This window comes from Carnobacterium sp. AT7 (assembly GCF_000171855.1).
Classification (GTDB): Bacteria; Bacillota; Bacilli; order Lactobacillales; family Carnobacteriaceae; genus Carnobacterium_B; species Carnobacterium_B jeotgali.
Window position 1 is genome coordinate 14840 of record NZ_ABHH01000007.1, and the last position, 25899, is coordinate 40738.

Here is a 25899-nt window from a genome sequence, read left to right on the forward strand (position 1 = left end):
AAAATAAACTAAACAAGTAACTTTTTTGGAAGAGGAAGTGCTAATATGACCATTTTTTTCCGATTGCTTAAACAGTTTCTTTTTCCACAAAACAAAACAATCGAGTCTTCTATTGAAGATTCCACTAATGGAGGGATTTCTATGAAAAAAGTTTCTATTCATGTATTTGGGTTGGTACAAGGTGTTGGCTTCCGTTACTCAACTAAATTAGTAGCGGATCAGATCGGTGTCTATGGAATTGTTCGAAATGAATCAGATGGAAGCGTCTATATAGAAGCTAACGGAGAGCCAGATAAAATCGACCAATTTATAGAAAAAATAAGAAATTCACCTTCCCCAAGCGGCAATGTTGATTCTATCGCAATAGAAGAACTTGCTTCAATTCCAACTAGAGACAAGTTCACAATAAGCAATTGAAAAACGGATACTAATCCTGTATAGTAAGTAATGTTACTTAATTTAATAAAAATGAAGGATTGTGAACAATGAAAAATTTCAAAAAATTACTTTTATCAGGAACGCTTTTAAGCGTAGTGGTTTTCTTGTCTGGTTGTATGGGTCATGACTCAGATGGTAATCCTAGTGGTATAATCTATCAGTTTTTAGTCGTTCCAACACAACAAGTTATCATCCAATTGGCTGATTTTTTTGGAGGTAGTTATGGACTGTCTATTATCGCTATTACGTTAGCTGTTCGTTTAATTATTATGCCTTTAAATTTAAGTCAATCTAAAAAATCAATTATTCAACAAGAGAAAATGGCTTTAATCAAACCAGAAATGGACGAAGTTCAAAAGAAACAAAAAGCAGCTGTTACTGCTGAAGAAAAAGCTGCTGCTCAACAAGAACTTATGAGTTTATATAAAGATAATAACATGAGTATGCTGGGAGGAATCGGTTGTTTACCATTACTGATTCAAATGCCTGTTTTTACAGCCATGTTTCAAGCAATCAATTTATCTACCGAAATAAGCAATAGCACTTTCTTAGGCTTTAGTTTAGGAAATCAAAATATCGCTCTTGCTATTGCAGCTGGTGCCGTTTATTTTGTTCAATCGTATGTTTCTATGATTGGACTTCCAGATGAACAGAAGAAACAAATGCGTACAATGATGTACGTTAGTCCAATCATGATTTTAATGGTTTCCTTTACTTCTCCTGCTGGATTAGGATTGTATTGGTTTGTCGGAGGAATTTTTGCAGTTTTCCAAACGATTATTACCAACTTTATCTTCAAACCAAGAATAAAAGCTCAACTTGAAGAAGAAGCTAGAAATCGTCCTGCTAAACCTAAACGGACGATTAAACAAGCTGAACCTGTTGAACAACAGACGAAAGTTTTAACTCATTCTTCTAATAGAAAGAATGCAAATGGAAGAAATGCTGGCAAACAACAAAAAAAACGTTAAACTAACAAAAAAAATGAGGCTGGGACAAAACCTCCCAGTAACTAAAAAAACGTTAATTGCATTTTTGCAATTAACGTTTTTTTAGTTTTTTCAACTGATTAAGTAAATTCTTTAGGCTAAATCGCCTTTGTTTTTCTATATTTTTTGAAGTTATTAGCCATAAAAGCCAAACCTATATCGACTTTAATTTTCTCTTTCCCACGCAAATGGAAGCGAGTGAAACCTAAATTAGCTTTTACCTGCCCGAAAACTGGCTCTACCTCGATTTTGCGTCTCGCAAAAATCTTGGAGCCTTCAGGTGATAAAAGCTTAGTCGCTTCTATTTCTTTTAAAGCTTCATAATGCCAATTGTAATAGAAGGCTTTTTGTTCTGCCTCCTCTGGATTATCCGGTCTATAAACATGACTATCCTGATGAAATCCACTACTGTTTTTCTTGTGACTTATATAGTTAAAATAATAATTTGTACCATCTGGATGTATAAAGTAATTTCCTTCGGAATGATAAGTCCAGTTTTTTCTATTTCTTGAAGAGCTACTATAGGATCGTGTTTGTTCTTTATCAAAGAGGTTATATTTTATGAGATGATTTACTCCGATATCATTCAGAAAATTTAGGTTCTCTTCACTGCCATAACCAGCATCTGCAATAATCATTTTTGGCAAGTAATCTAATGATTCAACAAACGGAATGAGTGTCCGTGTATCCGTTGGATTTGGAAAAGCATCATAAGCTAATACAAATTGATTTTCAGTACCGATTTGAATATTGTACGCCGCTTTTAACTGGCCGTTCATCATATGATCGTCTTTCATTCTCATAAAAGTAGCCTCTAAATCAATCTTAGAAAAGCTATTACGACCATTAAACACTTTATCATGGGCTTCATAATTTCTTTTGCGTAGGATGAAATCATTTTTCAATTTACGTAAATGTTTTTTTAATCTTCGTCTCTTTTGTTTCTTGGGGTTCTTTCCATGAACAGGATGATCTTCAATATCAGTAGTCAATTGATTGATTTCTTTTTCGATTAGGGTTGTCAAATCCTCAAGTTCGCCAATAGAAATATCCTCTAAATCATCTATCACCATAGATTCTTCAACCAGTGGTTGAATTTCGTCTACAAAATATTGTTTCGTCTTCATTCTGAGAGAAGTTGCATATCTGTCTATAGCTTTTTTCCATACAAAGGAATATTTATTGGCGTTAGCCTCTATTTTAGTTCCATCTATAAATAGTTCATTCATAGAGATAAGATTTTCTGTTTTGAGTTTAACCGTAAATTCAGTAAATAATTCAGGTAATAACTTTTGGCAATTTTCAGAAGAACGAAATCGGTTGATTGTTCGATAGGAGATAACTTCGTTACTAACTGCCCACATCATGGCTATGTTTTCCGTCATCATTTTTTCAATTTTCCGGCCAGAATAAATCCCTTCTGAATAAGCAAAGAGAAGTGCTTTTATTAGTAACCTTGGATGATAACCAGGTCTTCCCTCGGAAGAATCAAGTTGAGAAAACAACGTGTTGTCCATTGATTCAATAAATTCATGAATTTCAAAAATAATATGGTTTGGAGACAATAAACAAGACAATTCTATTGGCAAGCTTGTTTGATTCGTGGTATATTTTTTATACATTAGAAACCCCTCCGATAATTGTATTTGTGGTTATTTACATTATATCAAAGGGGTTTCTTTTTGTATTATAAAAAGCATCCAGAAAAGTCATTTAAACTTTTCTGGATGCTTTTTAGCTAGGTTTTGTCCCAGCCTCATTTTTTTAATTTTCTTCTCTATAGATAGGCAATGATATTCTAAATATCGTTCCATAGTCGAGAACACTTTCAACTGTAATATTTCCGTTATACCCATTTAACAATTCTTTTGCAATCGATAATCCAAGTCCGTTTCCGCCTTTATGCCGGCTACGCGCTTTATCGATACGATAAAAACGATTGAAAATCTTTTCTGTATCTTCATGAGTCATACCTTCACCAAAATCTTGAATGGCAATTTGAACTTCTCTATCATCGGTTGAAACGGAGATATGAACTTCTTTACGATCAGTAGAATATTTCACGGCATTATCTAATAGGATAACTAAAATTTGTTCCAAATGATTTCGGTAAATTGAAACATAAACATCATCGTAGATATCATCGTCTAAAATAAACGTAAAGTCCGGATGAATGAGGATAAAGTTATTGTATGTTTGATGAATAACAGGCTTGATAGCTGTTTTTTCGTTTTTATAATGGATTTCAACTTGTTCAGCTCTAGATAGATCAAGCATTTCTTGAACCAAACTTTTCATTCGGGTAATCTCTTGCAACGAAGCAGCAAGAGATTCATCAAGTATTTCTGGATCTTCTTTGCCCCATCGATTTAATAACTTCAAATGTCCTTCCATAACAGCGACTGGCGTTCTTAGTTCATGAGAAACATCTTCTACAAATTGTTTTTGCTGCTCAATGTATTTCTGCATCTTATCTAACATATCATTAAATACCATTGAAAGATGGTCTAATTCATCGTTTCCTTCATCCACTTCAATTCTGGAAGTGGATTGCGTATCTTGACGAAGATCATTCATAGTATTCGTAATATTTTTTATTGGTTTCAAAAAATTAGATGCCAATAAATAACCTAAAATACCACTAAAAATAAGTGCCGCAAAACCCATTGAAACCAAGCTGATGATTGTGACATCGATCATCTTATGATAATCCGTCATCCCATCGATAACTTGCACATACCCAATGATTTGATTCGTTTCATCAGAAACAACAGGCGTGACTCCATAATAACCTTCTTCACCGTTTACTTCTATCATCTTAATGACCGGTTCCGAACTCTTTTCAAAAGAAAAATCACCTAATTTAGACTCAAAAAGCAAACGAGATGTTGGAGTGTAGACTTTTACAATCACATCTTCTTCATTCATCTTAGCATATAAAGTATCTTGATAATTTCCAGAATCTTCAAAAGTTGTATTTCGTTGATCATACTTCTCTTTTAGCTCCATGAAATCAGGAGAATAGGAAGGATTAAACGCGGAGTAGACAGTTGCTTTTGACAAAGCTGTTGAGTCACTATCCGTTAGTTTATTTTCATCCACCAAACGACTGGACGCTCCAAAGAGAACTTCTCTGAAGTTCTCTTCTTCTTGGGTAAACATAATTTGTCTAAAACCTACAAAAATCGCAATAGAAAAAATCGAAAACGTTAGAAATATTGCAAGTGTAGCCCCAATAGTCCACTTCCATTTTAGTGAAAGCCGTTTTCTTTTTTTTCTATCCTTTTTTTTGTTATAAAACGGGAATTTCACGAACGCATCACGTAACCTGTACCACGAACAGTTTGAATATAACTGTCAACGTTAGGAACATCAATTTTATTACGCAAGTAACGAATGTAAACATCTACCACATTCGTTTCAACTTCTGTTTCGTATCCCCATACTTTATTTAACAATACATCACGTGCTAAAACGACATTTACGTTTTCCATTAATTCTAATAGCAATTCATACTCACGTTTTGTTAATTCAATAACTTCTTCTCCACGGCGTACAACACGGTTTTCTTTCTCAACCGTTAAATCTCTATACGTAACTGTCGTTTGCTTCGTGATATTTTGTTCACTTTCAATTTCAATACGACGGAATAAAGCACGTAATCTCGCTAATAATTCTTCAATAGCAAATGGTTTTACGATATAGTCATCTGCACCGTGATCTAGTCCAGATACTCGATCAATAACAGAATCTCTAGCCGTCATCATAATAATTGGTACATTGCTTACTTGTCTAATACGACGACAAACATCTATGCCATTTAATTCAGGTAACATTAAGTCTAATAAAATAACATCCCAATGTGCATCCTCTGCAACTGCTGCTTCTAATCCAGTACGCCCATTATAACGAACCTCTGTTGCATAGCCTTCGTGTTTCAGTTCTAGTTCTACAAAACGAGCTAGATTTTTTTCATCTTCAATAATTAAAATATTATTCATTTTATTGCACACCTGCTCCTCTAAAGTCACTATTTTTCTATTTCGCTCTTGTTACGATACCACGATAAAAAGTTTTTCACAATCAATTTTTAATGTGTCCGTTATCATCTTACCATAAATTAAAAATAAATGAGAACCTTGAAACTTACATTTAAGAAATATTTAAGCAATTAGACAGTTGTCTGTTATATTAAGTCATTTTAAAATTAATATTGACTTTTTGCATACAAAAAAAGAGACTAGATTAGTCTCTTTTTTTCCCATAAAAAATTATAAATTAAAGTTGTTCTTCTCCTTCATTTCCATACCAATCAAAATGGAATGTTCCTGCTTTATCTGTTCTTTCGTAAGTGTGTGCTCCAAAATAATCCCGCTGTGCTTGGATAATATTGGCAGGCAGATCTGCTGTACGGTAAGAATCATAATAAGCGATAGCTGAAGAAAATGTTGGAATAGGAACGCCTGATTTAACAGCAATACCAATAATATCACGAACAGAATCTTGATAGTTTTTAGTGATATCCATAAAGTACTCATCTAACATTAAGTTTTTAAGGTCTGATTTACGATTATAAGCATCCGTGATTTTTTGTAAGAAGCGAGCACGGATGATACAACCAGCACGGAAGATTTTAGCTATTTCGCCGTATTGCAAGTTCCAGTCATACTCTTCACTCGCTGTACGCATTTGTGCAAATCCTTGAGCATAGCTCATGATTTTACTGAAGTATAAGGCTTGTCTAATTTTTTCAACTAACTCAGCTTTATCTCCATCAAATGAGTAACTAGCTGGTTTTGGTAATACTTTACTTGCTTCAACACGTTCTTCTTTCAATGCTGAAATATAACGTGCAAAAACAGATTCTGTGATTAATGGAAGTGGAACACCTAAATCTAATGCACTTTGTGATGTCCATTTACCGGTACCTTTATTTCCAGCACGGTCTAAAATGATGTCGACCATAGGTTTACCAGTTTCCGGATCTTTTTTAGTTAAAGCAGTTGCGGTAATTTCGATTAAGAAACTATCCAATTCGCCTTTGTTCCATTCAGCAAATACTTCAGCTATTTCTTCAACTGATAAACCAGCAACATTGCGCAACAAGTGATAAGATTCAGCAATTAATTGCATATCCCCATATTCAATACCATTATGGACCATTTTAACATAATGTCCTGCTCCATTTGGTCCAATATACGTCACACATGCTTCGCCGTCTTCAGCTACTGCTGCGATTTGTTCAAGAATAGGAGCTACTAAATCGTATGCTTCTTTTTGTCCACCAGGCATAATTGCTGGCCCTTTTAAAGCTCCTTCTTCTCCACCAGAAACACCTGTACCAATAAAGTTTACGCCTGATTCAGCTAATTCTTCACTACGACGAATCGTATCTTTAAAGAACGTATTTCCTCCATCAATTAGCACATCTCCTTCATCAAGATGTGGCAGTAAAGATTGAATCGTTGCATCTGTTCCTTTACCTGCTTGCACCATTAACAAAATACGTCTTGGTTTTTCAAGTGAATCTACAAATTCTTCAACTGTACGAGTTAATACTAAGTTTTTATCAGGATTTTCTGCAATAACATCTTCTGTTTTAGAAGTTGTTCGATTATAAACCGATACGGAATATCCTCTGCTCTCAATATTTAAAGCTAAATTTTTCCCCATAACAGCCATTCCAACTACACCAATTTGTTGCTTACTCATATCTATTTAAACCCCTTTCAATTAAAAACTAATTTTATTTAAATGGTATTTCTTCGTTCCTTACTATCCTAGCAAAAAAAGAAGGAAATTAAAAGTCGTTTCCTTTAATATATCCATTTATAAAAAAATATACAACATTTAACTAAACTATCTCCCATTCTTGGTTATTAATCTCTCTTTTTTTCTTTTTTATTCCAAATTAGTGTAAACTAAGTAATAAGGTAGTCTCTACTTTTTACTTGTATTTTCTATTAATTTTATTTTAAGGAGCGTTTGCTATGATTCAGTCCTATTACACTACAAACCAAGGTAAAATTACTCATGACATTGATTTTACTCATGCAGAATGGCTACACCTTTCTGATCCAACAGATGATGAAATTGACAAAGTTGTTCATCATTTTGGTTTTCCAAGAGATTACCTTACAGGTGTGCTAGATCCAGATGAAGTGTCAAGATACGAAAATTTAGAAATGGAAGAAAGGGAAAGTTCTTCATTAGCTATGTTTCTTTACCCTTTAAAAGTGACTAACGGACTAAGCGACAGTGAATACGTTACTAGACCTTTAGCCGTAATCTTAACAGCACACACAATTATTACAGCTACTGTCCAAACACCCGATTTCATTTCAAATATGATTACAAATAAACCGAACTACCCAAGTGATAGTTCTGACCAAGAACGTTTTTTACTAGATATTGCTTGGCATATTTCTTCAGATTACATTTTCTATTTAAAAGAAATCAATTCCAAAATTGAAAGATTGGAAGATAATTTAACAAAAACAACCAATAATCGTCAGCTTTTTTCTTTAATGGCTCTACAAAAAAGTTTAGTTTATTTTGATTCTGCGATCGAAAGCAATCATCCCATCTTTAAACATCTCAAAAATATTGAGCGTTTCAATCAAAATAAAAAAAGTCTTTCATTTTTGCATGATGTAGTTGTTGAAAACCAACAAGCAGAAGCTATGATACGTCAATCTAATCGAATGTTAGAACAAATTAGTGCCATTTTTTCTTCTGTTATCTCAAACAACTTAAATAACATTATGAAAGTTCTAACTTCAATTACAATCGTTTTAACAATACCAAATATTATTGGAGCAATCTGGGGGATGAATGTTTCTTTACCATTCGAGAACACACCTGGTGCTTTTTGGATACTTAATTTAATTATTATCGTTATTTGTATCCTTACTGTTTGGATATTAAGAAAAAAAGATTATTTTTGATACACTCTTGCTTCCTTCCTATTATTTGTTGTAAACTATAATAAATATACGTTTGAAAGTGGGGGTCACATCGTGGCTACAAAAGATAAAAAGAAAGTTTCTAAAACTCAACGGTTTACAAAAGTATTTGTCTGGGTCATGCTTATTGCTATACTAGGTTCAGGCTTTGTAACAGCTCTTTATACACTCATTACGATGAATTAAAGTTCACCATATGAACCAATTTGGCTAAAATTGGTTCATATGGTTTTTATTTTTACATTTGGAGGTTCAATCTATGACTAATTTCAACAGACGATCACATAACATTCAAACTGCTACTTTTAGTATGGGGTGTTTTTGGGGGCCAGACAGTCGCTTTGGTCATCTACCAGGAGTCATCCGAACGCGTGTTGGTTACGCTGGTGGAACCACACCAAACCCTACCTATAAATTGTTGGGAGATCATACTGAAACTGTAGAAATTGATTTTGATCCCGAAGTTATTTCTTACTCAGAAATTTTGACTATATTTTGGGATAACCATGATGCTGCTAAAGATCGCAACTATAAAGGTCGTCAGTATCTCTCTCTTTTATTTTATCATAATGTTGAACAACACCAGACACTCCAACAAGTCAAAAAAGATTGGGAAAATACTAACTATAAGAATATACAAACAGAAATCCAACCCTATTCTACCTTTTATCGAGCCGAAGATCGTCATCAAAAATATTTTTTGAAACGCTACCCTAAAGCACTTGAAGCTATCACTAGTCTCTTTCCAACCTATTCTGACTACGTTGATTCTACTATCGCGGCACGTCTAAATGGTTTTGTTAGAGAATACGGTCTATTAGCAGAGATCAAAAAAGAATTAGCCTTTTGGGGACTAACTGAAAATGAAAAAAACAGTTTAATGGACTTACTTCATATTATTCGTTGGTAAAAAGAATGGTGAATGGTTCTCAAACAAAAAATGAGCCAGTAATTGATTAGACGTCTAATCAATTGCTGGCTCATTTTTTTCAACTCATTTGTTTCTGCTTTTGTCTTTCTGTTTTAGCTAACACTGTTAATTCTTTTGCATGCTCTAAAGTTAATTTTGTGATTTCAGTTCCAGCTAGCATACGTGCAATTTCATCTATCTTTTCTGCAGATTCCAAAGCATTTACATGCGTTTTTGTTCGATCGTTTTCAACACTTTTAGAAATATACAAATGATTATCTGCCATCGCTGCGACTTGAGGCAAATGAGTGATACATAAAACCTGCGAGTGAACAGCTACTAGATAAATTTTATTTGCAATAGCTTGTGCAACTCGCCCACTGACACCTGTATCTACCTCATCAAATATTATGCTCGTGATTCCCTGAGATTTAGAGAAGATAGTCTTCATAGCTAACATCATACGAGACAATTCTCCACCCGAAGCTACTTTAGCTAACGGCTTTAACGGCTCCCCCATATTGGTGGCAATATAAAACTCCACGATATCAAAACCTGATTCGTGTGCTTCTTCACTTAAAAATTCATTAACAGGTTTAAAGAATTGAACTTCAAAGACTACTTTTTCCATATAAAGTTCTTGTAATTGCTCATGAATAGACCGTTCAATATCCTTGGCTACTTCTCTACGTTTTTCAGAAAGTCGTTTGCCTTGTTTTACCAATTCTTTGGATAAAACAGCTAATTCTTTAGTCATATTCGTTAAATGATTTTCTCGATTCATTATTTGATCTAGTTCAGCTGTAATTTTTTCATAATAAGCCTTGATGTCCACAATAGAATCACCATATTTACGTTTTAATTGTTTAATAATCTCCAACCTTTTTTCAATTTCATTTAGTCGGTCCTCATCATATGCCATTTGATCTATTTCTCTTAAAATATCACTAGCTGCTTCTTGGAGCTGAAAATAACTACTTGAAATGGCCTCTGACAACGTTTTGTATTTTTCATCTATCTCTTCTAGAGAGCTCATATCCGTCATGGCATTTCCAACTAAATCGATACCATTGACCTCATCTCCTTGTAGCGCATCATAGCTCAAAGATAAAGCAGACATGATTTTTTGGTAATTGGCTAAAAGATTTTTTTCTTCTAGTAATTCTTCTTCTTCTCCATCAAGAAGTTCTGCCATTTCGATTTCATTTGTTTGGTACTGTAACATATCCAAACGTTGTGCTAATTGTTGCTCACCATTTTGCCATTTATGAAAGGCTTTTTCCACTTTTTTATACTGAGTATAGGTTTCTTTAAAATCATTTTTTAATACGATCAATTCTTTATCACCAAAATGATCTAACATATTTAAATGGCGATCAGGATTCATCAATTCTTGGTGCTCATTTTGTCCATGAATATCGATGATAGATTCACCTATTAAACGCAATGTTGCTATCGTTACTAAGCGACCATTGATGCGGCAAACATTTTTTCCACTGCGATGAATATCTCGTTGAATAATAACAGTCTCTTCATCACTGTCAATATCATAAGCTTTTAATAATTCATAAGTAAGCGTATTTCCTTCCAATGAAAACAAAGCTTCTAATACACATTTAGTCGCACCATGACGAATAAATTCGCTAGATCCTCTTCCACCCGCAAGTAATCCAACAGCATCAATAATGATTGATTTTCCTGCTCCTGTTTCTCCGGTTAAAACAGTCATACCTTGATTAAAACTAAGATTTAAATTTTGTATGATTGCAAAATCTTTGATCGTTAATTCCTGAAGCACTGTTTTCCGCCTCCAATACTTCTTTCTTAAAAGTTAGATTAATTGTATAAAATGATTCTTCAACTGTAATGTTTCTTCGTGTGATCGACAAATAATTAGTACTGTATCATCTCCTGAAATAGCTCCAAAGACACTCTCAAAATTTGAAGAGTCAATTAAACTGCCTAGAGCAAATGCATTCCCAGGGATAGTTCGAATGAGTAGAAAACAGTCTTGCGTATCCATTGAAACAAAAGCATCTTTAAATAAACGCTCCAATTTTTTTGATGTATCGTATTGAATGTCCGGCGGCAAACTATATTGGTATCCTCCTGTTTGTGAAGGAACTTTTACTAATTGCAATTCTTTAATATCACGCGAAATAGTTGCTTGTGTGACTTCTATACCTCGTTCTTCTAATATACGCACAAATTCTTCTTGTTTTTCAATAACATTTTCTTTAATCAACTCTTGTAACAAATGGTGACGTTCTCTTTTTTTCATGTTTCCACCTCATTTTCATAACCACTATTATCCTTTAATACTCTTATCATAGCGTATTTATTTCAGTTAGAAAAGAAAAAACAAAATAAATTAGACTGAATGCTTTAAATAGTTGAAATAAAATACGAATGTGCTAAGTTAAATCAGCACATTCGTTATTTTATTTCTTTTCTTTTTTTAATGTGGTATAAGCTTCTGTTAAAACTGATTCAATATCCACAGTCTCTGCTACTTCACCTTGTATTTTATCATTCCATTTTAAATGAGCTAAAAATTCAATATTTCCTTCTCCACCAGTAATCGGTGAGAACGTCAAATTCAATACATCATACCCAATACTTATTGCAAATGAAAGCATGTCTGTCAAAACTTGTTCATGAACTCGCTGGTCACTTACGATCCCTTTTTCACCTACATCTTCACGGTGAGCTTCAAATTGAGGTTTTATTAAAGCCAATACGTCTCCACCAGAAGCAATAATGTTTTTTAAAACTGGTAAAATCAGGCGTAAAGAGATAAACGAAACATCAATTGAAGATAAATTCGGTCTGCCTTTTGAAAAATCTTCTGGTTTACAATACCTAAAATTGGTTTGTTCCATGACAACTACCCGCGAATCTTGACGAAGTTTCCATGCTAATTGGTTCGTCCCTACATCTAAAGCATAACTCAATTTAGCCCCATGTTGCAAAGCTGCATCTGTAAATCCTCCAGTAGAAGAGCCGATATCTAGCATGACTTTGTCTGTGATAGAAACATTGAACACTTTCATGGCTTTTTCTAATTTAAAACCACCACGACTCACGTACCGTGAATGTTTCCCTTTTAAGTGAAGCTGAGTATCACTAGATAATTTTTCCCCAACAGTATCGATTCGTTCTTCTTTTGATGTGTATACTTGACCAGCCATAACTGCACTTTTTGCTTTTTCGATAGACTCTACCAAGCCTTGTTCGACTAAGAGAATATCTACTCGTTCTTTTTTCATGTAAGGGCTCCTATCTTTTTAACCAATCACCAACAAATCAATCATTTCTGTTAATAAATTAATTTGAATTGGATTAACTGAATTCTGACTGATTTTTTCAACCGTATTTAAATTTGTTTTTGCTGCTGTTAGCTCTTTAGCCAAAGCTTTTTTAGCCCCTTCAAGTGTCAACAAACCAGGATACGTGCTTTTATTATGAGCTTCATCCATTCCAGTGTTTTTGCCTATTTCTGCTACATCACCAATGACATCTAAAATATCATCGCGGATTTGGTAAGCTAATCCGATATGTTCAGCATATCCCATCAATTGCTCTTCTATTTCTGTCGTCGTATCAGCAATTACACAAGCTGCGTAAATGGGGAACTTTAATAATTCGCCCGTTTTATTTCGATGGATAAATTGCAGTTCTTCCAAATTCAAACTTTTTTTCTCACCTTGAATATCAGCCATCTGGCCTAAAATCATCCCTTTTGGACCCGCTGATTTCGCCAATGCACTTATTAATTTAACCTTTTTTTCTGATGACTCATCTGAATCCGCAATTATTTCAAACGCCTGTGTCAGTAGCGCATCTCCTGCTAAAATCGCGATATCTTCACCATATACTATATGACTTGTTGGTTTTCCTCTGCGTAAATCATCATCATCCATAGCCGGCAAATCATCATGGATCAAAGAATACGTATGAATAAATTCTAACGCAGCACTAGCAGCATAGCCTTTTTTTATATCGCCACCCAATGATTGAATCGTTGCTAAAAGAAGTAAAGGTCTGATTCTTTTTCCGCCAGCCGCTATAGAATAAGACATCGCTTCATGCAATTTTTCTTTTTTTGTTAACTCTTTCCCTATATAGTCCAACATCTCTTTTTCAAAAGATGGAATTACATTTTCTTTGAATGATTTTAGATTCATTATTGCCCTTCTTTCTTATTCATTCTCACTAGTTTCTTCAAATAATTTTTCTTTCCCATTTTCATCTACAATTTTAGTTAAGGTTTGTTCTGCATTTTGTAAGGTTTCTTTACAAAACTTGCTTAGACTTACTCCTTTTTGAAATTGATCTAATGCTTCTTCCAAGGGAACATCACCACGTTCTAAATTTGTCACAATTTCTTCTAACTGTTGCATAGCTTCTTCAAACTTCATTTTTTTAGCTGTACTCATTTCGATTCCTCTTCTTTCTTTATCACTTTTGCTTCAAAGTTTCCTTTGTGCAAATGAATGTGTATCTTATCATCTACGTCAACTTGCTTACTGTCTTTGATAACTTTCCCATCTTTCGTTGCGTAACTATATCCTCGATTTAGGATTTTTAACGGGCTTAAATAATCCAGTGATTGAACAGCATAATGGAATCGCTTAGTTTGATTCTCCATGTACCATTCCATTTGGGTAGTCAACTGTCGGTCCATTACAGTTAAATCACTATACTTTTGTTTCACCAATTGCGCTGGATTTTGTGCATTTAACTGTAGCGTGTGTACGTTAAGTTCGTTTTTTAATTGCTGATTTTTTTCTTCCATAGATCGAATCAATCGTTCAGTTAATAAATCTAATTTTTGAGCATATCCTTCATACAATCGTTGCGGCTGATTGAATATATAAGAACTCAAATGACCAGCCAAACGTTGATTTAGGTTTTCTACTTTTCGCGCATAACTTTGAACTAGTCTCAATTTCAATTGATCAATTTTAATCAATTCATCAGACAATAATGGAACAGAAAGTTCTGCCGCTGCTGTTGGAGTTGCTGCTCGTACGTCTGCCACTAAATCGGCAATAGTCGTATCGGTTTCATGCCCTACAGAAGAAATGATTGGTGTTTGAGCTTCAAAGATTGCACGTGCAACTATTTCTTCATTAAAAGGCCATAGATCTTCAATCGAACCTCCACCACGCGCAATGATCATGGTATCAAAATCACCTTTTTCTTCTACCATACGAATACTTGATACAATTGCCTCCGCTGCTTTAGTTCCTTGGACAAGGGTCGGATAGATCACCAGTTGCACAATTGGAAAACGTCTTTTTATCGTAGTCATAATATCTCTAACAACAGCGCCGCTTGGACTCGTTATAACTGCGATTCTTTTAGGAAAAGTAGGAATTAATTGTTTTGGAGCATCAAAAAGTCCTTCATGCCTTAATTTTTTCTTCATCTCTTCTAAAGCTTGGTAGAGTGCTCCAACACCATCGGGCTCCATATGTTCAATCGTTATTTGATAATTTCCGCTTGCTTCATATAACGTTATTCGCCCAATAACCAATACTTTCATTCCCTCTTCGGGAGTGAACTTTAATTTTTGAAAAGCGGGCTTAAACATAATAGCAGAAATTTTCGCATGATCATCTTTTAAACTAAAGTACTGATGTGCATTTGGTCTATTTCTAAAATTCGAAATTTCTCCTGTCAAATAGATTCTATCTAAATAAGGATCCCGTTCAAATTTCCGTTTAATATATCTAGTCAATGCGGTAACCGTTAAGTAATCATTTGACAATTTATTCACTCCCTTAGCAGCATTGCCTATTAAAAAGCGTTATCCTTTTTAGGTAAAGATGACACTACTTTATAATTAGTCTTCTGATAATGCGGCTAGTTTATTCGCACTTTCAATCGTTTGATAAAGCAACATTGTAATCGTCATTGGACCGACACCTTTAGGAACGGGGGTTAAATAACCCGCTACTTCAGCTACCTCATCACTTTTTACATCGCCAATCAATTTGCCATTTTCATCACGATTCATTCCTACATCAATGACTGCAGCTCCTGGTTTAATAAATTCTTTAGTAACAAAGTGTCCTTTGCCAATTGCTACAACTAAAATATCAGCCGTACGAGCTACCGCCGCCAAATCTTTTGTTCTAGAATGTGCCATGGTAACAGTTGCATTTTTCATCATTAACAGCTGAGCTATCGGTTTTCCAACAATATTGCTACGCCCTATAACTACTGCTGTTTTCCCTTCAATTTCTACTTCGTAACGTTCAAGCATTTTCATAATACCATAAGGCGTGCATGGTATTTTATCCGGTTTACCTATAAACAATTTCCCCATATTTACAGGATGAAAACCATCCACATCTTTTTCAGAATCAATCGCATTTACTATTTTATCTGAATCGATGTGCTTTGGTAAAGGCAATTGAACCAATATCCCATGAAACAATGGATCTTCATTATACTGTTTGACCTCATTCAGTAATTGTTTTTCTGTTATATCTGCGGGATAGCGTTTTATAAGCGAGTGAAAGCCTAAAGCTAGTGCACGTTTTTCTTTATTTTTAACATACGTTTGACTTGCAGGATCTTCGCCAACTAATAATACAACTAAACCAGGAGTAATCCCTTTTTCTTTAAGTTTATTGACGTTATTCTGCATCTCGACTGTCATTTCATCGGCTAAAAGCTTGCCGCTCATAATTGTTGCACTCATAAAAATCCCATCCTTTTCATCCGAACTGAAGTGACTTGTTTTTATCATATCTATCTTATCATAAGAATTAGATCAGATATACCCTCAAATCTGCATTATAAGAGTTTCTAAAAAGATAGCCTATCCATAAAAAAACAGTGAAAACAAAGCTTATTCAGCTTCATTTTCACTGTTTTCATTTACTATATTTGCTAAAACACCGTTAACAAATTTTCTGGATTTTTCATCACTATACTTTTTAGTAATTTCGAGAGCTTCATTTAGTGCAACTCTGTCCGGTACATCTGAAACATACATCATTTCAAAAATTGCCACTCGAATAATAATTAAATCCGTTTTAGCAAGTCTATTTAATGACCAATTTTCTAAGTGCGTTTTGATTTTCTCATCTATTTCGTCTTGTTTTTCCATTACACCTGATACAAGCATATCTAAATAACTTGGTACCAAAACTGTTTCAACTTCATCAATTAAGTCATTTTCACTTATTAAAGCGTGTTGCATCGCTTCTTCTTTTGATAAATCCTCATTAACGGAAAGCTGAAAAAGCGATTGTAACGCTTTTTCTCTAATATCACGTCTTGTTAAACTCACTCTTCGTCACCATCTTCTTCTTCATTCAAATCTAACAATTCTTGTAATTCTGTTTTTTCTGGTACAATTCCAACAATGTGGACATTTACTTCAGCAAGTGTGATATCTGTCATTTGAAGCAATTGTTCTCTTACTTTTTCTTGAATTTCTAAAGCAACTTTGGGAACCGAAACACCATAAACAAGGTAACAGTAAATATCTACTTTTAAGCCTTCTTCGTCAGATGTTAAATGAACACCTTTTTTATGGTCAACTCGTCCAAATAATTCCGAAACACCAGAAGTCATTTTCCCTTGCATTGAATAGACTCCGTCTACTTTATTTGCAGCAATACCAGAGATTACTTCAATTACCTGAGGAGCTACTTCTATTTCTCCAAGAGTACCTTTAGTATCATTGATTGCAACTGTTGATTCTTCAGTCATTAGGTAAACCTCCTTTATTCACTAATTTCTTTTTTAAATCGAGATTAATTGATTATGCACGTGATACGTACGAACCGTCTTGAGTATTAACAATTAATACATCATCTACATTTATAAAGAAAGGAACGTTAACGGATGTTCCAGTTTCTAAAATTGCTGGTTTTGTTCCACCTGAAGAAGTGTCTCCACGAATACCAGGTTCTGTTTCAGCAACACGCAATTGTACTGTATTTGGTAATTCAACACCTAATACTTCTGTATCATACATTAATACATGAACTTCCATATTTTCTTTCAAATATTTCAATTCTTCAACAATAGAATCGCCTGGTATTTCAATTTGTTCATATGTTTCGCTATCCATAAATACATATGAACCAGCACTTTCATATAAATATTGCATTTTATTATTATTGATTTGAGCTTTTGCTACTTTTTCGCCTGCACGGAAAGTTTTTTCTTGTACTGCACCAGAGCGTAGATTTTTTAATTTTGAACGTACAAAAGCTGCACCTTTACCTGGTTTTACATGTTGAAACTCGACAACACGCCAAATCGCACCTTCTACTTCAATGGTTAAACCTGTTTTAAATTCATTTACTGAAATCATTTAATTTCCTCCTATGAGTCCGTTCCTATTTTTCTGTATAAGTGTATCATTTTTTCACTGTTCTGCCTAATAAATTGTTGATTTAAATCCTCTTATAAAATGATAAGTTCTTTTGGCGAATGAGTAATGACTTCATTTCCATTTTCAGTAATCACCAAATCGTCTTCAATTCTCACTCCGCCCAAACCTGGAAGATAAATCCCAGGCTCATTAGTAATGACATTCCCAGGAATAAATCGTTTTTCTGCCAACTTAGAAACATTAGGGCCTTCATGAATCTCTAATCCTATTCCATGACCCGTTGAATGACCAAAAGCTGCTCCATAACCATAACTTGCAATATGATCACGTGCAACAGCGTCTAATTGGACACCTGACATACCCGGTTTAGCTGCATCAATCACTTTTAATTGTGCTTCAAGCGTAATAGCATAGATTTCTTTCAACTTTTCACTAGGTTCGCCTACTGCAATTGTTCTAGTCATATCCGAAACATACCCTTCATAATAACAACCAAAATCAATCGTTACAAAGTCACCTGTCTCAATTTTCTTATGACTAGCTACTCCGTGAGGCATTGCTGAACGAACGCCACTAGCTACAATCGTTTCAAATGATACACCTGTTGCTCCTAGGCCACGCATATGAAAATCGAGCAAATTGGCTACTTCAATTTCTGACATGCCTGGTTTTATTTCTCCCAAGATAAACTTAAATGCTGAATCCGAAATAGAACAAGCTTTTTTGATGGTTTCAATTTCCGTTTCATCTTTAACTTCTCTTAATTCTTCCATTAAGCCTTTTACTGGAATCAATTCACTTGAAATAATTTCTTCTAATAATTCAAATGTACTAAAAGTGACAAAATCCTGTTCAAAGCCTAAATTTTCAATCTTATCTTCAGCTACTAATCTTGCCACTTCATCAAATATAGGACCACTATTTGTAACGATTTCAAACCCTACAGCTTGAATAGCTACTTGTTCAGTGTATCTAAAATCAGTCACAAAATAAGCTTTATCTAACGTAATAACACTTAATCCAGTTGTACCTGTAAAGTTTGAAATATACCGTAAATTATAAGGACTAGTTACCAATAATGCATCAATCTTTCTTTCTTTCATACTTTCACGTAATTTAGCTAGTTTAGTCACTATTCCTCACTCCTATCCATATATGTATCTAACTACTTTTTTGAATTTGCTGCTTCTATTCAAATATTATATCAAATAGAACAACAAAAAGAAATAACTTCACATAAGCTTGCAATGAAGTTACTTCTCATTTATTCGAGGTTACTTTGCTTTAAAAGTGGTTATTTCTTCAACAGGTTCCTGATTTTTGGAATTTTCAATCGACTGTTGTTTCAGTTGAACTTCTAGTTGTTTTGAAAAGATAGTTTTCAGTGTTCCATTTAAACTAAATAGTCTCTCGTCTTTTTTGTGAATAGCTACTGTTCCATCAGAAAAAACAACTCGTCCATTTTTGAACTCTTTATTTAATTCATAATGATCCTTAAGTTCCATTTCAGATAGTATTAGCATGCTTTCAACTTCATAATAATGTTTTGTCATTCTTAATTGGTGCATTTGGTTTTCAAAAATTCGATTCGTTCCTAAAAGCATCATCAACAATAATAAAACAAATACTAGTACTGAAGGCAAAATAGCTCCTCTTTCATTCATTCTGAATACCGGCTAAGTTTTTCTCAATAGATAGTTGCGCATGATAAGTTTCCTGATTTAAGAAAGTTACTGTGATTTCTAAAAACGACTTATTTTGAACAAAATTTAGGTTTTTTACTTTCATCAGCATGGGTTGATGTCCTCCAGCTCCCGTTCGACGTCTCAGTACTTCGAAGTGTCTTTCATAATAAATGGTTTCTTTTAAATTGCCTTTTTCATCAAGTAACTTGAACTCTAATTCACTAGGTTTAGCATTTACAAATACAAGTCCTTCTATAGTGTATTCAAACTGATTTAAAAACATATGCCATTCAAGCTGACGGTCTTCAAAAGTCTCTTTGCGTATCGTACGGTATTGCGTGGTTGCAAAATTTAAAAGTGAAACACATAAAACTAAAATAAATAGCGCTGCTAAAGCTTCAACGAGTGTAAACCCTTTTTGGTCAAGGAGTGGACGTTTGAAAAGAAAGGATTTCAATGGAGATTTCTTCTTTTTCATATTTTACCCTGACTCCTTTTTGAATTGTATTGGCTATTGGTTCGATTGTAAAAATTTTCCCACCAGTTTTCCAAGTCTGATCAATTGGTTGATGCTGTTCAATTTTCTGCACTTGTTCATACTGAATACGATGCATTTCAACGGCTGTTTTTTCGGCTTCCACTTTTTTTAACATGCTTACGACAAATGGAAGATAAAAAGCCATACATAAGCTCAAAATAGAAAACGCTACTAGACTTTCTATTAATAAATACCCTTTTTGATTTAATTTTTTATTGCCAATTATATCGACCACTTCCCAACTGAAAAGCCATAGTATGTCTTTCTTTATTGATAAAAAAAACAAGCGTATTAAATTCCCGTAAATTCCCACTATATCCATTAAAATAGTACGTTTTACGTTCAGGCGTGGTGATTGTTTCCGGCAAATGAATCAATTGGTTCAATTCATTTGATTCGTCACCGATAACTTGAAATTGAATTGTCTTATATTCAGAGGATACAATCATTCTAGTTGCATTGCCTGATAAAATAGCATAATTTTGAATAGTTGTCACATGACTTTGTAAGTCTTCAGTGAACAGCTGATTTTCTAAAGTAATTTTAGTTTGTTTTGTGTAGATAGTTGGAATAAGTAATAAACCAACTGCAATTAATAAAACTAATAGCAACTCAAAAAGCAGCAGCCCATTTTCATTTAGCGATTTCATTAATTTGGACTCGAGCTCACTACGCCATTCGTAATAGTAATGGATTTTGCACTTGCTTGCTTAACTTGTTTGGCCGATAGATAGCCCTGCTCTTGCAAGGATACTAAGGATGCTGCTCCTTTTGCACCATCTAGTTCATAGAGCTCTACTTGCGTTTGAATAACCGTAACCAATGCTTCTGTTCCTTGTTCATCAATAGAATCTTTTTGTTTTACTACGTTTGGTACAATAAGCAACATCAATATTGAAATAATGAATAACACCATCACCATTTCAATGAAGAATAGTTAATATATTTGATTGCACAAAAAAAGAAGCTACCTATAAAAATAGGTAGGTTCTAAACCTTAGCGAGTAGGATTATAAAATAATATTAACATAAATAAATCAATTGAGATCGTTTGCTTATATTATAAGTAACCCTGATTCACTTACCCTCACCCTTCATCCAGTGAGGGTATTTTATTCTTTACAAACCGAACATTAGTTCGTACAATAAACACGAGGTGAAAGATATGAAGAAATGCACAATACAAGAATTTAATCACAACTATATGATGATAGATGAAAAGGAAATGATCTTTGAAGAAGAATATCCAGATAGAGAACAATCCTATTACATACTCGATAAGATTTCTCACCAAGAAGTTAAAGATTATAATATCGAGTACTCAGCTATGATACAGACAATTCGCATGGGCGAAATCGGAAAGTACAGATTGGATGGCGTACCTTTTGGATTCAATGCTTTTATTATTACTATAGAAAAGAGTGATAATTGTGGATGATGTTTGGGGTTTGGGCGAATCGTCACTGCTACTTATTGAGGATAAACTAGATGAACTACTAAATGAGGAGGATGAAGATCATGAACGCTGCTATGATGACCGGAAAAGTAGTTTCGGATGTAAAAGTGATTAATACTAAAAAAGGTTATCCATTTTGCTACATCGCTTTAGAAGTAAACGGTAAAAATCATAACTGTTTGATTGCTGGACGAAAAGCTTTCAAATTTGTTTACGAGGTTGAGAATGGTACTGGTTTAACTGTTGATTGTATTATTAATGATCGTAAGCAACTGATTATTCAAGAGTATAAAATAACCAGTCAACCTACTCTTTTGGGCCAGTTATGGGATTACAAAGGTAGACGGCTACCATTTAAGAAAACGATGTTTTAATGGTATTAATGCTGATAGTTCAAGTCATTTAATAGTTTATTTAAGATTTTTATATGGTCTTCTACAGTTTCAATCATCTTTTTAGGGTTGGGACCTTGTAATTCCACTATGTCTAAAAACCATTTTTCTAAAAGGAACGTAGCTGTAAAAGACTCTTGATAGATTTCAATCAAATCAGTAGGGAGTATGTTTATATTTAACTTACGCAATACTTCTAGCTGCGCAATAAGATATTCATAATCCATATTTTTTCTCTTTTCAATCAGGTCACCAATTTGTCTATAGGCGGTCCTAGACACTTCTTTCCAGTCGCCAGAAATTTTAAAATCCTCGTATTCTTCTTCTCCATCATAAGGATAAGGGAAGTCGTTTATTTTTTTATCTATGTATGTTGAGTAAATTTCCAATCTATTTAATATATTCATTAATGATAAGTTGATAATACTAGCTATTTTCTTGGATTTCTCTTTCTCCTGTCTTTCTCTATTTCTTGTTTCTTTTCCAGATAAGATTAAAGACACTATTACTGCTCCGATAGTTCCTACAGCAGTTGCGATATTTAGCCATGTATCCATAAATTAAACAAATCCCTTCTTTAATGTCTATTAATCATAATACCTTAAAAAACAAAAGAAGACCCTACTCAATTAAGAATAGGGTCTTTTTGTGTCTATTTATTTACTAGTGAACTCAATTTAGCACGTGTTTTTGGTCCAAATGTTCCATCTACTGTTAATCCATAGACAGATTGGAATCGTTCAACAGCGTCTACTGTTAGCGGACCATACCAACCATCAACTCCATTTTTTTCAGCACCCTTTTCAGGATAGTAATAAATAGATGCCATTGCTTGTTGCATGACTAGTACATCTGCTCCATGAGTTAATGGGCTAGTTAATCTCAAAGTCTTGTTAGCAAAAGAGTATTTTACTTTAGCAGGTAACGCTACTGGTGCTTTAGCAGGTTCTTTTTCTGTTACTGGAGTTAAATCCTTAGCACCTTTAAGAACTAGTTTCTGGTCAATGCTAATCGTATCAGATGTTAAGTTATTCCATGCTTTCAAGTCTTTAACGGTAACATTAAACTTACGTCCAATAGACCAAAGCGTATCGCCTTTTACTACCTTGTAAATGTTCTCAACTTTTACAGGTTCTTTAACGACTGTTTTAGCATTGATGATTGCTTCAACTAATTCTTTAGCATATTTATCAATATTTTTGATCATATAGTCCATCTCGTTTTTATTCGTTATGAAAGCTAGTTCAGCCAATCGATAAGAGATACCTCTTTCAGCAAATTTATTTAAGTTATAAAGGTTATTGCGCTTAGAAACTCCTCCATAACGAATACCCACATTGTTTTTAATCACTGTAACTGATCGGTTATCGATGTTATCTGGGTTAAATTTACTGTAAATGATAATATGGCCATCTTCTGCTGAACTAACTCCAGCATCTAAATGTAGCTCAATCACTTCATCTGCTTTGATTGTTTTAGCATCACGCCAAGCAAACACATCACGCCCTGTATGGAACCTCATATTTGAAGGTGCGTATTTCTTCATTGCTGGAACAAATACTTCTCGCAGAAATTTAGCTTCAGTTGTTCCATTTCCTACTGCTCCTGGATCGTAACTGTTTGGCCCTTGTCCATGTCCTGTAATTACTAAGATGTCTTTTGCCATACTATTTTTCCTCCTCTTTCAATTCAATTACTCCAACTTTAGTGCTGTTAAATGCATCATTCATAGATTTTACTGATGCTTCAATTAAGTTCTGTAATTCTGCATCAGTAATATTAATTTTATTTTCATTCAATAATTTAATTGCCTCTTTTCGAGCATTGGCCAACTTGATTGCACCATCTTCATTCTGCCAAATCTGTTCAGCAGCATTAACAGCAATGTCCACTAGATACTGTTTCCGATTAAGTTTTTCATTGATTCCTTTTTCATCTAAAAAAGCCACTACCTTTTTGGTAATGACTCCGATTAGACTTACTATGATTGTTACTGTTGCTCCTAAAAGAGCCGTTTGTATTTGTTCCATTTTTATACTTCCTTTCTATATGTGAGTATCTCTGTTTTTAAACTTGCGTTTTCGATTGTTAGTACACTGTTTTCTTTTCTTAATTCGTAGTTCTCTACTTTTAACGTGCCGTTTTCAGTTTCTAATTTATCTAGCCTCGTCCTTACTATTCCGTTGTCTTTATCAATCCTCGCAATTTCTGCAAACAGTTTGTCAATTAACGCTTGTTCACCGGAACGACTATCTTTTTTACCTGTTAATCGGTTCGCATAGAAGCCCATGAAGCCACTTATTACAATTGCGAACAGTTCTCTGTATTCACTCAACGAAATCCCCCCTACGTGCTATACGTAGGCATAACACTAACGGTAAAAATGTAAAAATTAACCCTAAGAATTTAAGTTTGAACGCTTCAAGTACATACAAACTAAAGATAGCCGCCCATAACATTGTCATGAATACTATGCCTAAACGTTTCAGTCGCTTGTTACCTGTTTTTAACCCAATCAAATTGGCTAAAGCTACTAAGGCAAATATTAACCCAATCACATTCTCAACATTTGATGACATCATCCAAAATGAAAAACGTTCTATTAAATAACCATTCGAAAAAATAACATTCAATCCATATAGCAAAGTAACGATTGAAACTACACTTGCAATAAAATCATTATCTTTTTGTTTATCAATCATTTCTCACCTTCCTTTTCTCAATATAAAAAGACCTACTCGATTGAGCAGATCTTCATTTTTATTTATTTTCAGTTAACCGACAGTTTGGTTATTATTTATTAATCTTCTACAAAGGGTATATCAGAAAATCTCCATTTGTTACAAACATCGCATACAAAAGTCGTGGTTTCATTTTCTGGTTTTTCACCAACTTTTCTGACCCTACACAAATTTTTATCCCTATCCCAACAAACACCACAGTAAACTTCTTTATCTTTTGTATAAACTCCGTTACGATATTTTAAATTGTTTTCTAATATTTGGATATTTTTGTATTTGTGTAGTTCCTCTCTTAACTCTCTGTTCTCATCGATAAGCTCATAAAACTGATTATGAAGATCTAATATCTTACCTCTCAATTCCATATCGCTGATACCATTAGCTAACTTCATAACATCCTTTATAATCTCTTTTCCATCACCGTAAACTGACATGTGAAAACCCCTTTATTTTTATTATATCAAACAGAGGTTGTTAAGTTAGATAATTTTCAGTTTAATTACAGTTTGGTTCTAAGATATTTCATTTAAAGTCCCACATTCTCCACATCGCCCTTGTTCTAATATACTAACATTTGGCCCAACGTAAACAGTACGTTCTCCGCATTGTTTACACGGAATATCAGACAATAATTTTTCTCCTTTTTCATTAAATAATTCTGGTTCGTGATCATAAATGGTCAGTAATTGTCCTTCTCTCGGTGTTGCATCGTCAATAAATTTTGAGATGTCATCGAGTGACATTTTGTCAAAATTATATCTCCCCATAAAATACACTTCCTCTTTTTATTCAGTATAACAATACTTAGATAAAAGAGGTAGAAAAATAAATACCAGCTTATTAGATAATCATTCGTTAGTATTTTCAGTTACCGCACAGTTTGGTTCAACTCAATTCAATTTTTCTTAAAATAACTTTGAAAGAACTATTCTAAAAAAATTTTAATTTTTTTAGAATAGTATATTTTCCCAGAGTTGTCTTTTACAAAAACCCGTATATGTTTAGATGGTGAGTAGCCTTTTTTATCCATTGCTAGCTTAATCTTGTTTACGTGACTTCTATAATTCGCATCATCGTGTTCGTCTATAAAAAAAGGAGGTGTACATAAATTATTAATGAACAAATCTCGAGTAATTTTTTCTTGACCTTTTTGTATAATTCCAACCTCAACGATTTTTATCCTCACACTTCCGGTATTCAGTAAACTTACATGTAAATGATTTGTTTCTATGTTATTAGGGTTAATGGGAATAACTTTGGCTTGAAGTCTCAGTTCTTTTTTCTCATCTCTTAGAGCGAGCCATAAAGATACAACAACAGCAAAAAGAGTTCCTAATGCACCCAACATTTCCCACAAATTTCCTAAATCTATAATTATATTCACTTAAAAAAACACTCCTACTTTTTTACTAAGTATATC

Annotated in this window: 35 protein-coding genes; 7 read left to right on the forward strand and 28 right to left on the reverse strand. The window is 33.9% G+C overall.

Features of this window, described 5'->3' with window-relative positions:
• Positions 1–141 precede the first annotated feature (141 nt).
• Both CAT7_RS04005 and yidC read left to right on the forward strand, forming a co-directional pair.
• Entirely contained in the window at positions 142–417 is a 276-nt protein-coding gene (locus CAT7_RS04005) for an acylphosphatase (RefSeq protein ID WP_029276360.1), read from the forward strand.
• Between the two features lie 68 nt (positions 418–485).
• Positions 486–1409, forward strand: a complete 924-nt coding sequence (yidC, locus tag CAT7_RS04010) for a membrane protein insertase YidC (protein ID WP_007722229.1) — start codon at positions 486–488, stop codon at positions 1407–1409.
• A gap of 116 nt (positions 1410–1525) precedes the next feature.
• Here the strand turns inward: yidC and CAT7_RS04015 are convergent, their stop codons facing one another.
• The 4 genes from CAT7_RS04015 to gndA form a co-directional block, all read right to left on the reverse strand.
• On the reverse strand, positions 1526–3049 hold the full coding sequence (locus CAT7_RS04015; protein WP_007722232.1) for an IS1182 family transposase: 1524 nt from the start codon (positions 3047–3049) through the stop codon (positions 1526–1528).
• A 142-nt stretch (positions 3050–3191) separates the two neighbouring features.
• Positions 3192–4589 carry a sensor histidine kinase gene (locus tag CAT7_RS04020; RefSeq protein WP_007722234.1) on the reverse strand — a complete coding sequence of 466 codons (1398 nt, stop codon included), beginning with the start codon at positions 4587–4589 and terminating at the stop codon, positions 3192–3194.
• Positions 4590–4735: 146 nt separating this feature from the next.
• Positions 4736–5428 carry a response regulator transcription factor gene (locus tag CAT7_RS04025; protein WP_007722236.1) on the reverse strand — a complete coding sequence of 231 codons (693 nt, stop codon included), beginning with the start codon at positions 5426–5428 and terminating at the stop codon, positions 4736–4738.
• A 277-nt stretch (positions 5429–5705) separates the two neighbouring features.
• Positions 5706–7139, reverse strand: coding sequence for an NADP-dependent phosphogluconate dehydrogenase (gene gndA / locus CAT7_RS04030; protein ID WP_007722238.1), 1434 nt, complete (start codon positions 7137–7139; stop codon positions 5706–5708).
• A 278-nt stretch (positions 7140–7417) separates the two neighbouring features.
• Here gndA and CAT7_RS04035 point away from each other — a divergent pair, with 278 nt between their 5' ends.
• The 3 genes from CAT7_RS04035 (at position 7418) to msrA (ending at position 9302) form a co-directional block, all read left to right on the forward strand.
• On the forward strand, positions 7418–8374 hold the full coding sequence (locus tag CAT7_RS04035; protein ID WP_007722240.1) for a magnesium transporter CorA family protein: 957 nt from the start codon (positions 7418–7420) through the stop codon (positions 8372–8374).
• A gap of 72 nt (positions 8375–8446) precedes the next feature.
• Positions 8447–8578 carry a DUF4044 domain-containing protein gene (locus CAT7_RS12140; protein ID WP_007722242.1) on the forward strand — a complete coding sequence of 44 codons (132 nt, stop codon included), beginning with the start codon at positions 8447–8449 and terminating at the stop codon, positions 8576–8578.
• A gap of 73 nt (positions 8579–8651) precedes the next feature.
• Positions 8652–9302: a peptide-methionine (S)-S-oxide reductase MsrA gene (gene msrA, locus CAT7_RS04040; RefSeq protein WP_007722244.1), complete on the forward strand. Its 651-nt coding sequence runs from the start codon at positions 8652–8654 to the stop codon at positions 9300–9302.
• Positions 9303–9381: 79 nt separating this feature from the next.
• Here the strand turns inward: msrA and recN are convergent, their stop codons facing one another.
• From recN to comGC, 16 genes are all read right to left on the reverse strand, one after another.
• A complete protein-coding gene (gene recN / locus CAT7_RS04045) occupies positions 9382–11100 on the reverse strand; it encodes a DNA repair protein RecN (RefSeq protein WP_007722246.1) in 1719 nt (572 codons plus the stop codon).
• 33 nt (positions 11101–11133) lie between these two features.
• Positions 11134–11583 carry an arginine repressor gene (argR, locus tag CAT7_RS04050; protein ID WP_007722247.1) on the reverse strand — a complete coding sequence of 150 codons (450 nt, stop codon included), beginning with the start codon at positions 11581–11583 and terminating at the stop codon, positions 11134–11136.
• Positions 11584–11743: 160 nt separating this feature from the next.
• Positions 11744–12571 (reverse strand): TlyA family RNA methyltransferase, encoded by an 828-nt coding sequence (locus CAT7_RS04055; protein ID WP_007722248.1) that lies wholly within the window; start codon positions 12569–12571, stop codon positions 11744–11746.
• Positions 12572–12589: 18 nt separating this feature from the next.
• Positions 12590–13489, reverse strand: a complete 900-nt coding sequence (locus CAT7_RS04060) for a polyprenyl synthetase family protein (RefSeq protein WP_007722249.1) — start codon at positions 13487–13489, stop codon at positions 12590–12592.
• Between the two features lie 15 nt (positions 13490–13504).
• The gene (locus CAT7_RS04065) at positions 13505–13741 is read right to left on the reverse strand and encodes an exodeoxyribonuclease VII small subunit (RefSeq protein ID WP_007722250.1); all 237 of its coding nucleotides are present in this window, start codon (positions 13739–13741) and stop codon (positions 13505–13507) included.
• Positions 13738–15078: an exodeoxyribonuclease VII large subunit gene (xseA, locus tag CAT7_RS04070; RefSeq protein WP_007722251.1), complete on the reverse strand. Its 1341-nt coding sequence runs from the start codon at positions 15076–15078 to the stop codon at positions 13738–13740. Before xseA ends, CAT7_RS04065 begins: the two co-directional genes overlap by 4 nt.
• 75 nt (positions 15079–15153) lie before the next feature.
• Positions 15154–16017: a bifunctional methylenetetrahydrofolate dehydrogenase/methenyltetrahydrofolate cyclohydrolase gene (locus CAT7_RS04075; RefSeq protein ID WP_007722252.1), complete on the reverse strand. Its 864-nt coding sequence runs from the start codon at positions 16015–16017 to the stop codon at positions 15154–15156.
• 150 nt (positions 16018–16167) lie between these two features.
• Positions 16168–16611, reverse strand: coding sequence for a transcription antitermination factor NusB (gene nusB, locus CAT7_RS04080; protein ID WP_007722253.1), 444 nt, complete (start codon positions 16609–16611; stop codon positions 16168–16170).
• Positions 16608–17036, reverse strand: a complete 429-nt coding sequence (locus CAT7_RS04085; RefSeq protein ID WP_007722255.1) for an Asp23/Gls24 family envelope stress response protein — start codon at positions 17034–17036, stop codon at positions 16608–16610. The genes nusB and CAT7_RS04085 overlap by 4 nt, the downstream gene beginning before the upstream one ends.
• 52 nt (positions 17037–17088) lie before the next feature.
• A complete protein-coding gene (gene efp, locus CAT7_RS04090; protein ID WP_007722257.1) occupies positions 17089–17646 on the reverse strand; it encodes an elongation factor P in 558 nt (185 codons plus the stop codon).
• A 92-nt stretch (positions 17647–17738) separates the two neighbouring features.
• Positions 17739–18800, reverse strand: a complete 1062-nt coding sequence (locus CAT7_RS04095; RefSeq protein ID WP_007722259.1) for a M24 family metallopeptidase — start codon at positions 18798–18800, stop codon at positions 17739–17741.
• Between the two features lie 141 nt (positions 18801–18941).
• The gene (locus tag CAT7_RS04100) at positions 18942–19310 is read right to left on the reverse strand and encodes a hypothetical protein (RefSeq protein ID WP_232208107.1); all 369 of its coding nucleotides are present in this window, start codon (positions 19308–19310) and stop codon (positions 18942–18944) included.
• 13 nt (positions 19311–19323) lie between these two features.
• Positions 19324–19830, reverse strand: a complete 507-nt coding sequence (comGF, locus tag CAT7_RS04105) for a competence type IV pilus minor pilin ComGF (RefSeq protein WP_007722263.1) — start codon at positions 19828–19830, stop codon at positions 19324–19326.
• Entirely contained in the window at positions 19775–20125 is a 351-nt protein-coding gene (locus CAT7_RS04110) for a type II secretion system protein (protein WP_007722265.1), read from the reverse strand. Before CAT7_RS04110 ends, comGF begins: the two co-directional genes overlap by 56 nt.
• Positions 20103–20540 carry a competence type IV pilus minor pilin ComGD gene (gene comGD / locus CAT7_RS04115; protein WP_007722267.1) on the reverse strand — a complete coding sequence of 146 codons (438 nt, stop codon included), beginning with the start codon at positions 20538–20540 and terminating at the stop codon, positions 20103–20105. The genes CAT7_RS04110 and comGD overlap by 23 nt, the downstream gene beginning before the upstream one ends.
• Positions 20540–20806: a competence type IV pilus major pilin ComGC gene (gene comGC / locus CAT7_RS04120; RefSeq protein ID WP_232208108.1), complete on the reverse strand. Its 267-nt coding sequence runs from the start codon at positions 20804–20806 to the stop codon at positions 20540–20542. The genes comGD and comGC overlap by 1 nt, the downstream gene beginning before the upstream one ends.
• A gap of 249 nt (positions 20807–21055) precedes the next feature.
• Here comGC and CAT7_RS04125 point away from each other — a divergent pair, with 249 nt between their 5' ends.
• A complete protein-coding gene (locus CAT7_RS04125) occupies positions 21056–21328 on the forward strand; it encodes a hypothetical protein (RefSeq protein ID WP_007722271.1) in 273 nt (90 codons plus the stop codon).
• A gap of 80 nt (positions 21329–21408) precedes the next feature.
• Positions 21409–21720 carry a hypothetical protein gene (locus CAT7_RS04130; protein ID WP_007722273.1) on the forward strand — a complete coding sequence of 104 codons (312 nt, stop codon included), beginning with the start codon at positions 21409–21411 and terminating at the stop codon, positions 21718–21720.
• A gap of 5 nt (positions 21721–21725) precedes the next feature.
• Here CAT7_RS04130 and CAT7_RS04135 read toward each other — a convergent pair whose 3' ends face one another.
• From CAT7_RS04135 to CAT7_RS04170, 8 genes are all read right to left on the reverse strand, one after another.
• Complete coding sequence (locus CAT7_RS04135; protein ID WP_007722274.1) at positions 21726–22295, reverse strand: hypothetical protein; 570 nt, start codon at positions 22293–22295, stop codon at positions 21726–21728.
• A gap of 95 nt (positions 22296–22390) precedes the next feature.
• A complete protein-coding gene (locus CAT7_RS11980; protein WP_007722277.1) occupies positions 22391–23404 on the reverse strand; it encodes a LysM peptidoglycan-binding domain-containing protein in 1014 nt (337 codons plus the stop codon).
• Between the two features lies 1 nt (position 23405).
• The gene (locus tag CAT7_RS04145) at positions 23406–23768 is read right to left on the reverse strand and encodes a phage holin, LLH family (protein ID WP_007722279.1); all 363 of its coding nucleotides are present in this window, start codon (positions 23766–23768) and stop codon (positions 23406–23408) included.
• 2 nt (positions 23769–23770) lie between these two features.
• Positions 23771–24073 (reverse strand): hypothetical protein, encoded by a 303-nt coding sequence (locus CAT7_RS04150; RefSeq protein ID WP_007722281.1) that lies wholly within the window; start codon positions 24071–24073, stop codon positions 23771–23773.
• Entirely contained in the window at positions 24066–24440 is a 375-nt protein-coding gene (locus CAT7_RS04155; protein ID WP_007722291.1) for a hypothetical protein, read from the reverse strand. Before CAT7_RS04155 ends, CAT7_RS04150 begins: the two co-directional genes overlap by 8 nt.
• A gap of 98 nt (positions 24441–24538) precedes the next feature.
• Positions 24539–24913 (reverse strand): hypothetical protein, encoded by a 375-nt coding sequence (locus CAT7_RS04160; RefSeq protein WP_007722293.1) that lies wholly within the window; start codon positions 24911–24913, stop codon positions 24539–24541.
• Between the two features lie 78 nt (positions 24914–24991).
• A complete protein-coding gene (locus tag CAT7_RS04165) occupies positions 24992–25246 on the reverse strand; it encodes a hypothetical protein (RefSeq protein WP_007722296.1) in 255 nt (84 codons plus the stop codon).
• A gap of 158 nt (positions 25247–25404) precedes the next feature.
• The gene (locus CAT7_RS04170) at positions 25405–25863 is read right to left on the reverse strand and encodes a hypothetical protein (RefSeq protein WP_007722298.1); all 459 of its coding nucleotides are present in this window, start codon (positions 25861–25863) and stop codon (positions 25405–25407) included.
• Positions 25864–25899: the final 36 nt, after the last annotated feature.

Coding starts and splice junctions, on each gene's coding strand:
- CAT7_RS04060 (WP_007722249.1), bottom strand. CDS start 13,489: ATGAATCTAAAATCATTCAAAGAAAATGTAATTCCATCTTTTGAAAAA.
- CAT7_RS04145 (WP_007722279.1), bottom strand. CDS start 23,768: ATGGAACAAATACAAACGGCTCTTTTAGGAGCAACAGTAACAATCATA.
- CAT7_RS04075 (WP_007722252.1), bottom strand. CDS start 16,017: ATGAGTGCAACAATTATGAGCGGCAAGCTTTTAGCCGATGAAATGACA.
- CAT7_RS04065 (WP_007722250.1), bottom strand. CDS start 13,741: ATGAGTACAGCTAAAAAAATGAAGTTTGAAGAAGCTATGCAACAGTTA.
- CAT7_RS04165 (WP_007722296.1), bottom strand. CDS start 25,246: ATGGGGAGATATAATTTTGACAAAATGTCACTCGATGACATCTCAAAA.
- CAT7_RS04125 (WP_007722271.1), top strand. CDS start 21,056: ATGAAGAAATGCACAATACAAGAATTTAATCACAACTATATGATGATA.
- CAT7_RS04025 (WP_007722236.1), bottom strand. CDS start 5,428: ATGAATAATATTTTAATTATTGAAGATGAAAAAAATCTAGCTCGTTTT.
- comGF (WP_007722263.1), bottom strand. CDS start 19,830: ATGAAAAAGAAGAAATCTCCATTGAAATCCTTTCTTTTCAAACGTCCA.
- gndA (WP_007722238.1), bottom strand. CDS start 7,139: ATGAGTAAGCAACAAATTGGTGTAGTTGGAATGGCTGTTATGGGGAAA.
- CAT7_RS04155 (WP_007722291.1), bottom strand. CDS start 24,440: ATGATTGATAAACAAAAAGATAATGATTTTATTGCAAGTGTAGTTTCA.
- CAT7_RS04020 (WP_007722234.1), bottom strand. CDS start 4,589: ATGTTTACCCAAGAAGAAGAGAACTTCAGAGAAGTTCTCTTTGGAGCG.
- CAT7_RS04005 (WP_029276360.1), top strand. CDS start 142: ATGAAAAAAGTTTCTATTCATGTATTTGGGTTGGTACAAGGTGTTGGC.
- yidC (WP_007722229.1), top strand. CDS start 486: ATGAAAAATTTCAAAAAATTACTTTTATCAGGAACGCTTTTAAGCGTA.
- CAT7_RS04160 (WP_007722293.1), bottom strand. CDS start 24,913: ATGTCAGTTTACGGTGATGGAAAAGAGATTATAAAGGATGTTATGAAG.
- CAT7_RS04130 (WP_007722273.1), top strand. CDS start 21,409: ATGAACGCTGCTATGATGACCGGAAAAGTAGTTTCGGATGTAAAAGTG.
- comGC (WP_232208108.1), bottom strand. CDS start 20,806: ATGGTGTTATTCATTATTTCAATATTGATGTTGCTTATTGTACCAAAC.
- CAT7_RS04035 (WP_007722240.1), top strand. CDS start 7,418: ATGATTCAGTCCTATTACACTACAAACCAAGGTAAAATTACTCATGAC.
- CAT7_RS11980 (WP_007722277.1), bottom strand. CDS start 23,404: ATGGCAAAAGACATCTTAGTAATTACAGGACATGGACAAGGGCCAAAC.
- CAT7_RS04015 (WP_007722232.1), bottom strand. CDS start 3,049: ATGTATAAAAAATATACCACGAATCAAACAAGCTTGCCAATAGAATTG.
- CAT7_RS04135 (WP_007722274.1), bottom strand. CDS start 22,295: ATGGATACATGGCTAAATATCGCAACTGCTGTAGGAACTATCGGAGCA.
- CAT7_RS04055 (WP_007722248.1), bottom strand. CDS start 12,571: ATGAAAAAAGAACGAGTAGATATTCTCTTAGTCGAACAAGGCTTGGTA.
- efp (WP_007722257.1), bottom strand. CDS start 17,646: ATGATTTCAGTAAATGAATTTAAAACAGGTTTAACCATTGAAGTAGAA.
- msrA (WP_007722244.1), top strand. CDS start 8,652: ATGACTAATTTCAACAGACGATCACATAACATTCAAACTGCTACTTTT.
- argR (WP_007722247.1), bottom strand. CDS start 11,583: ATGAAAAAAAGAGAACGTCACCATTTGTTACAAGAGTTGATTAAAGAA.
- CAT7_RS04085 (WP_007722255.1), bottom strand. CDS start 17,036: ATGACTGAAGAATCAACAGTTGCAATCAATGATACTAAAGGTACTCTT.
- comGD (WP_007722267.1), bottom strand. CDS start 20,540: ATGAAATCGCTAAATGAAAATGGGCTGCTGCTTTTTGAGTTGCTATTA.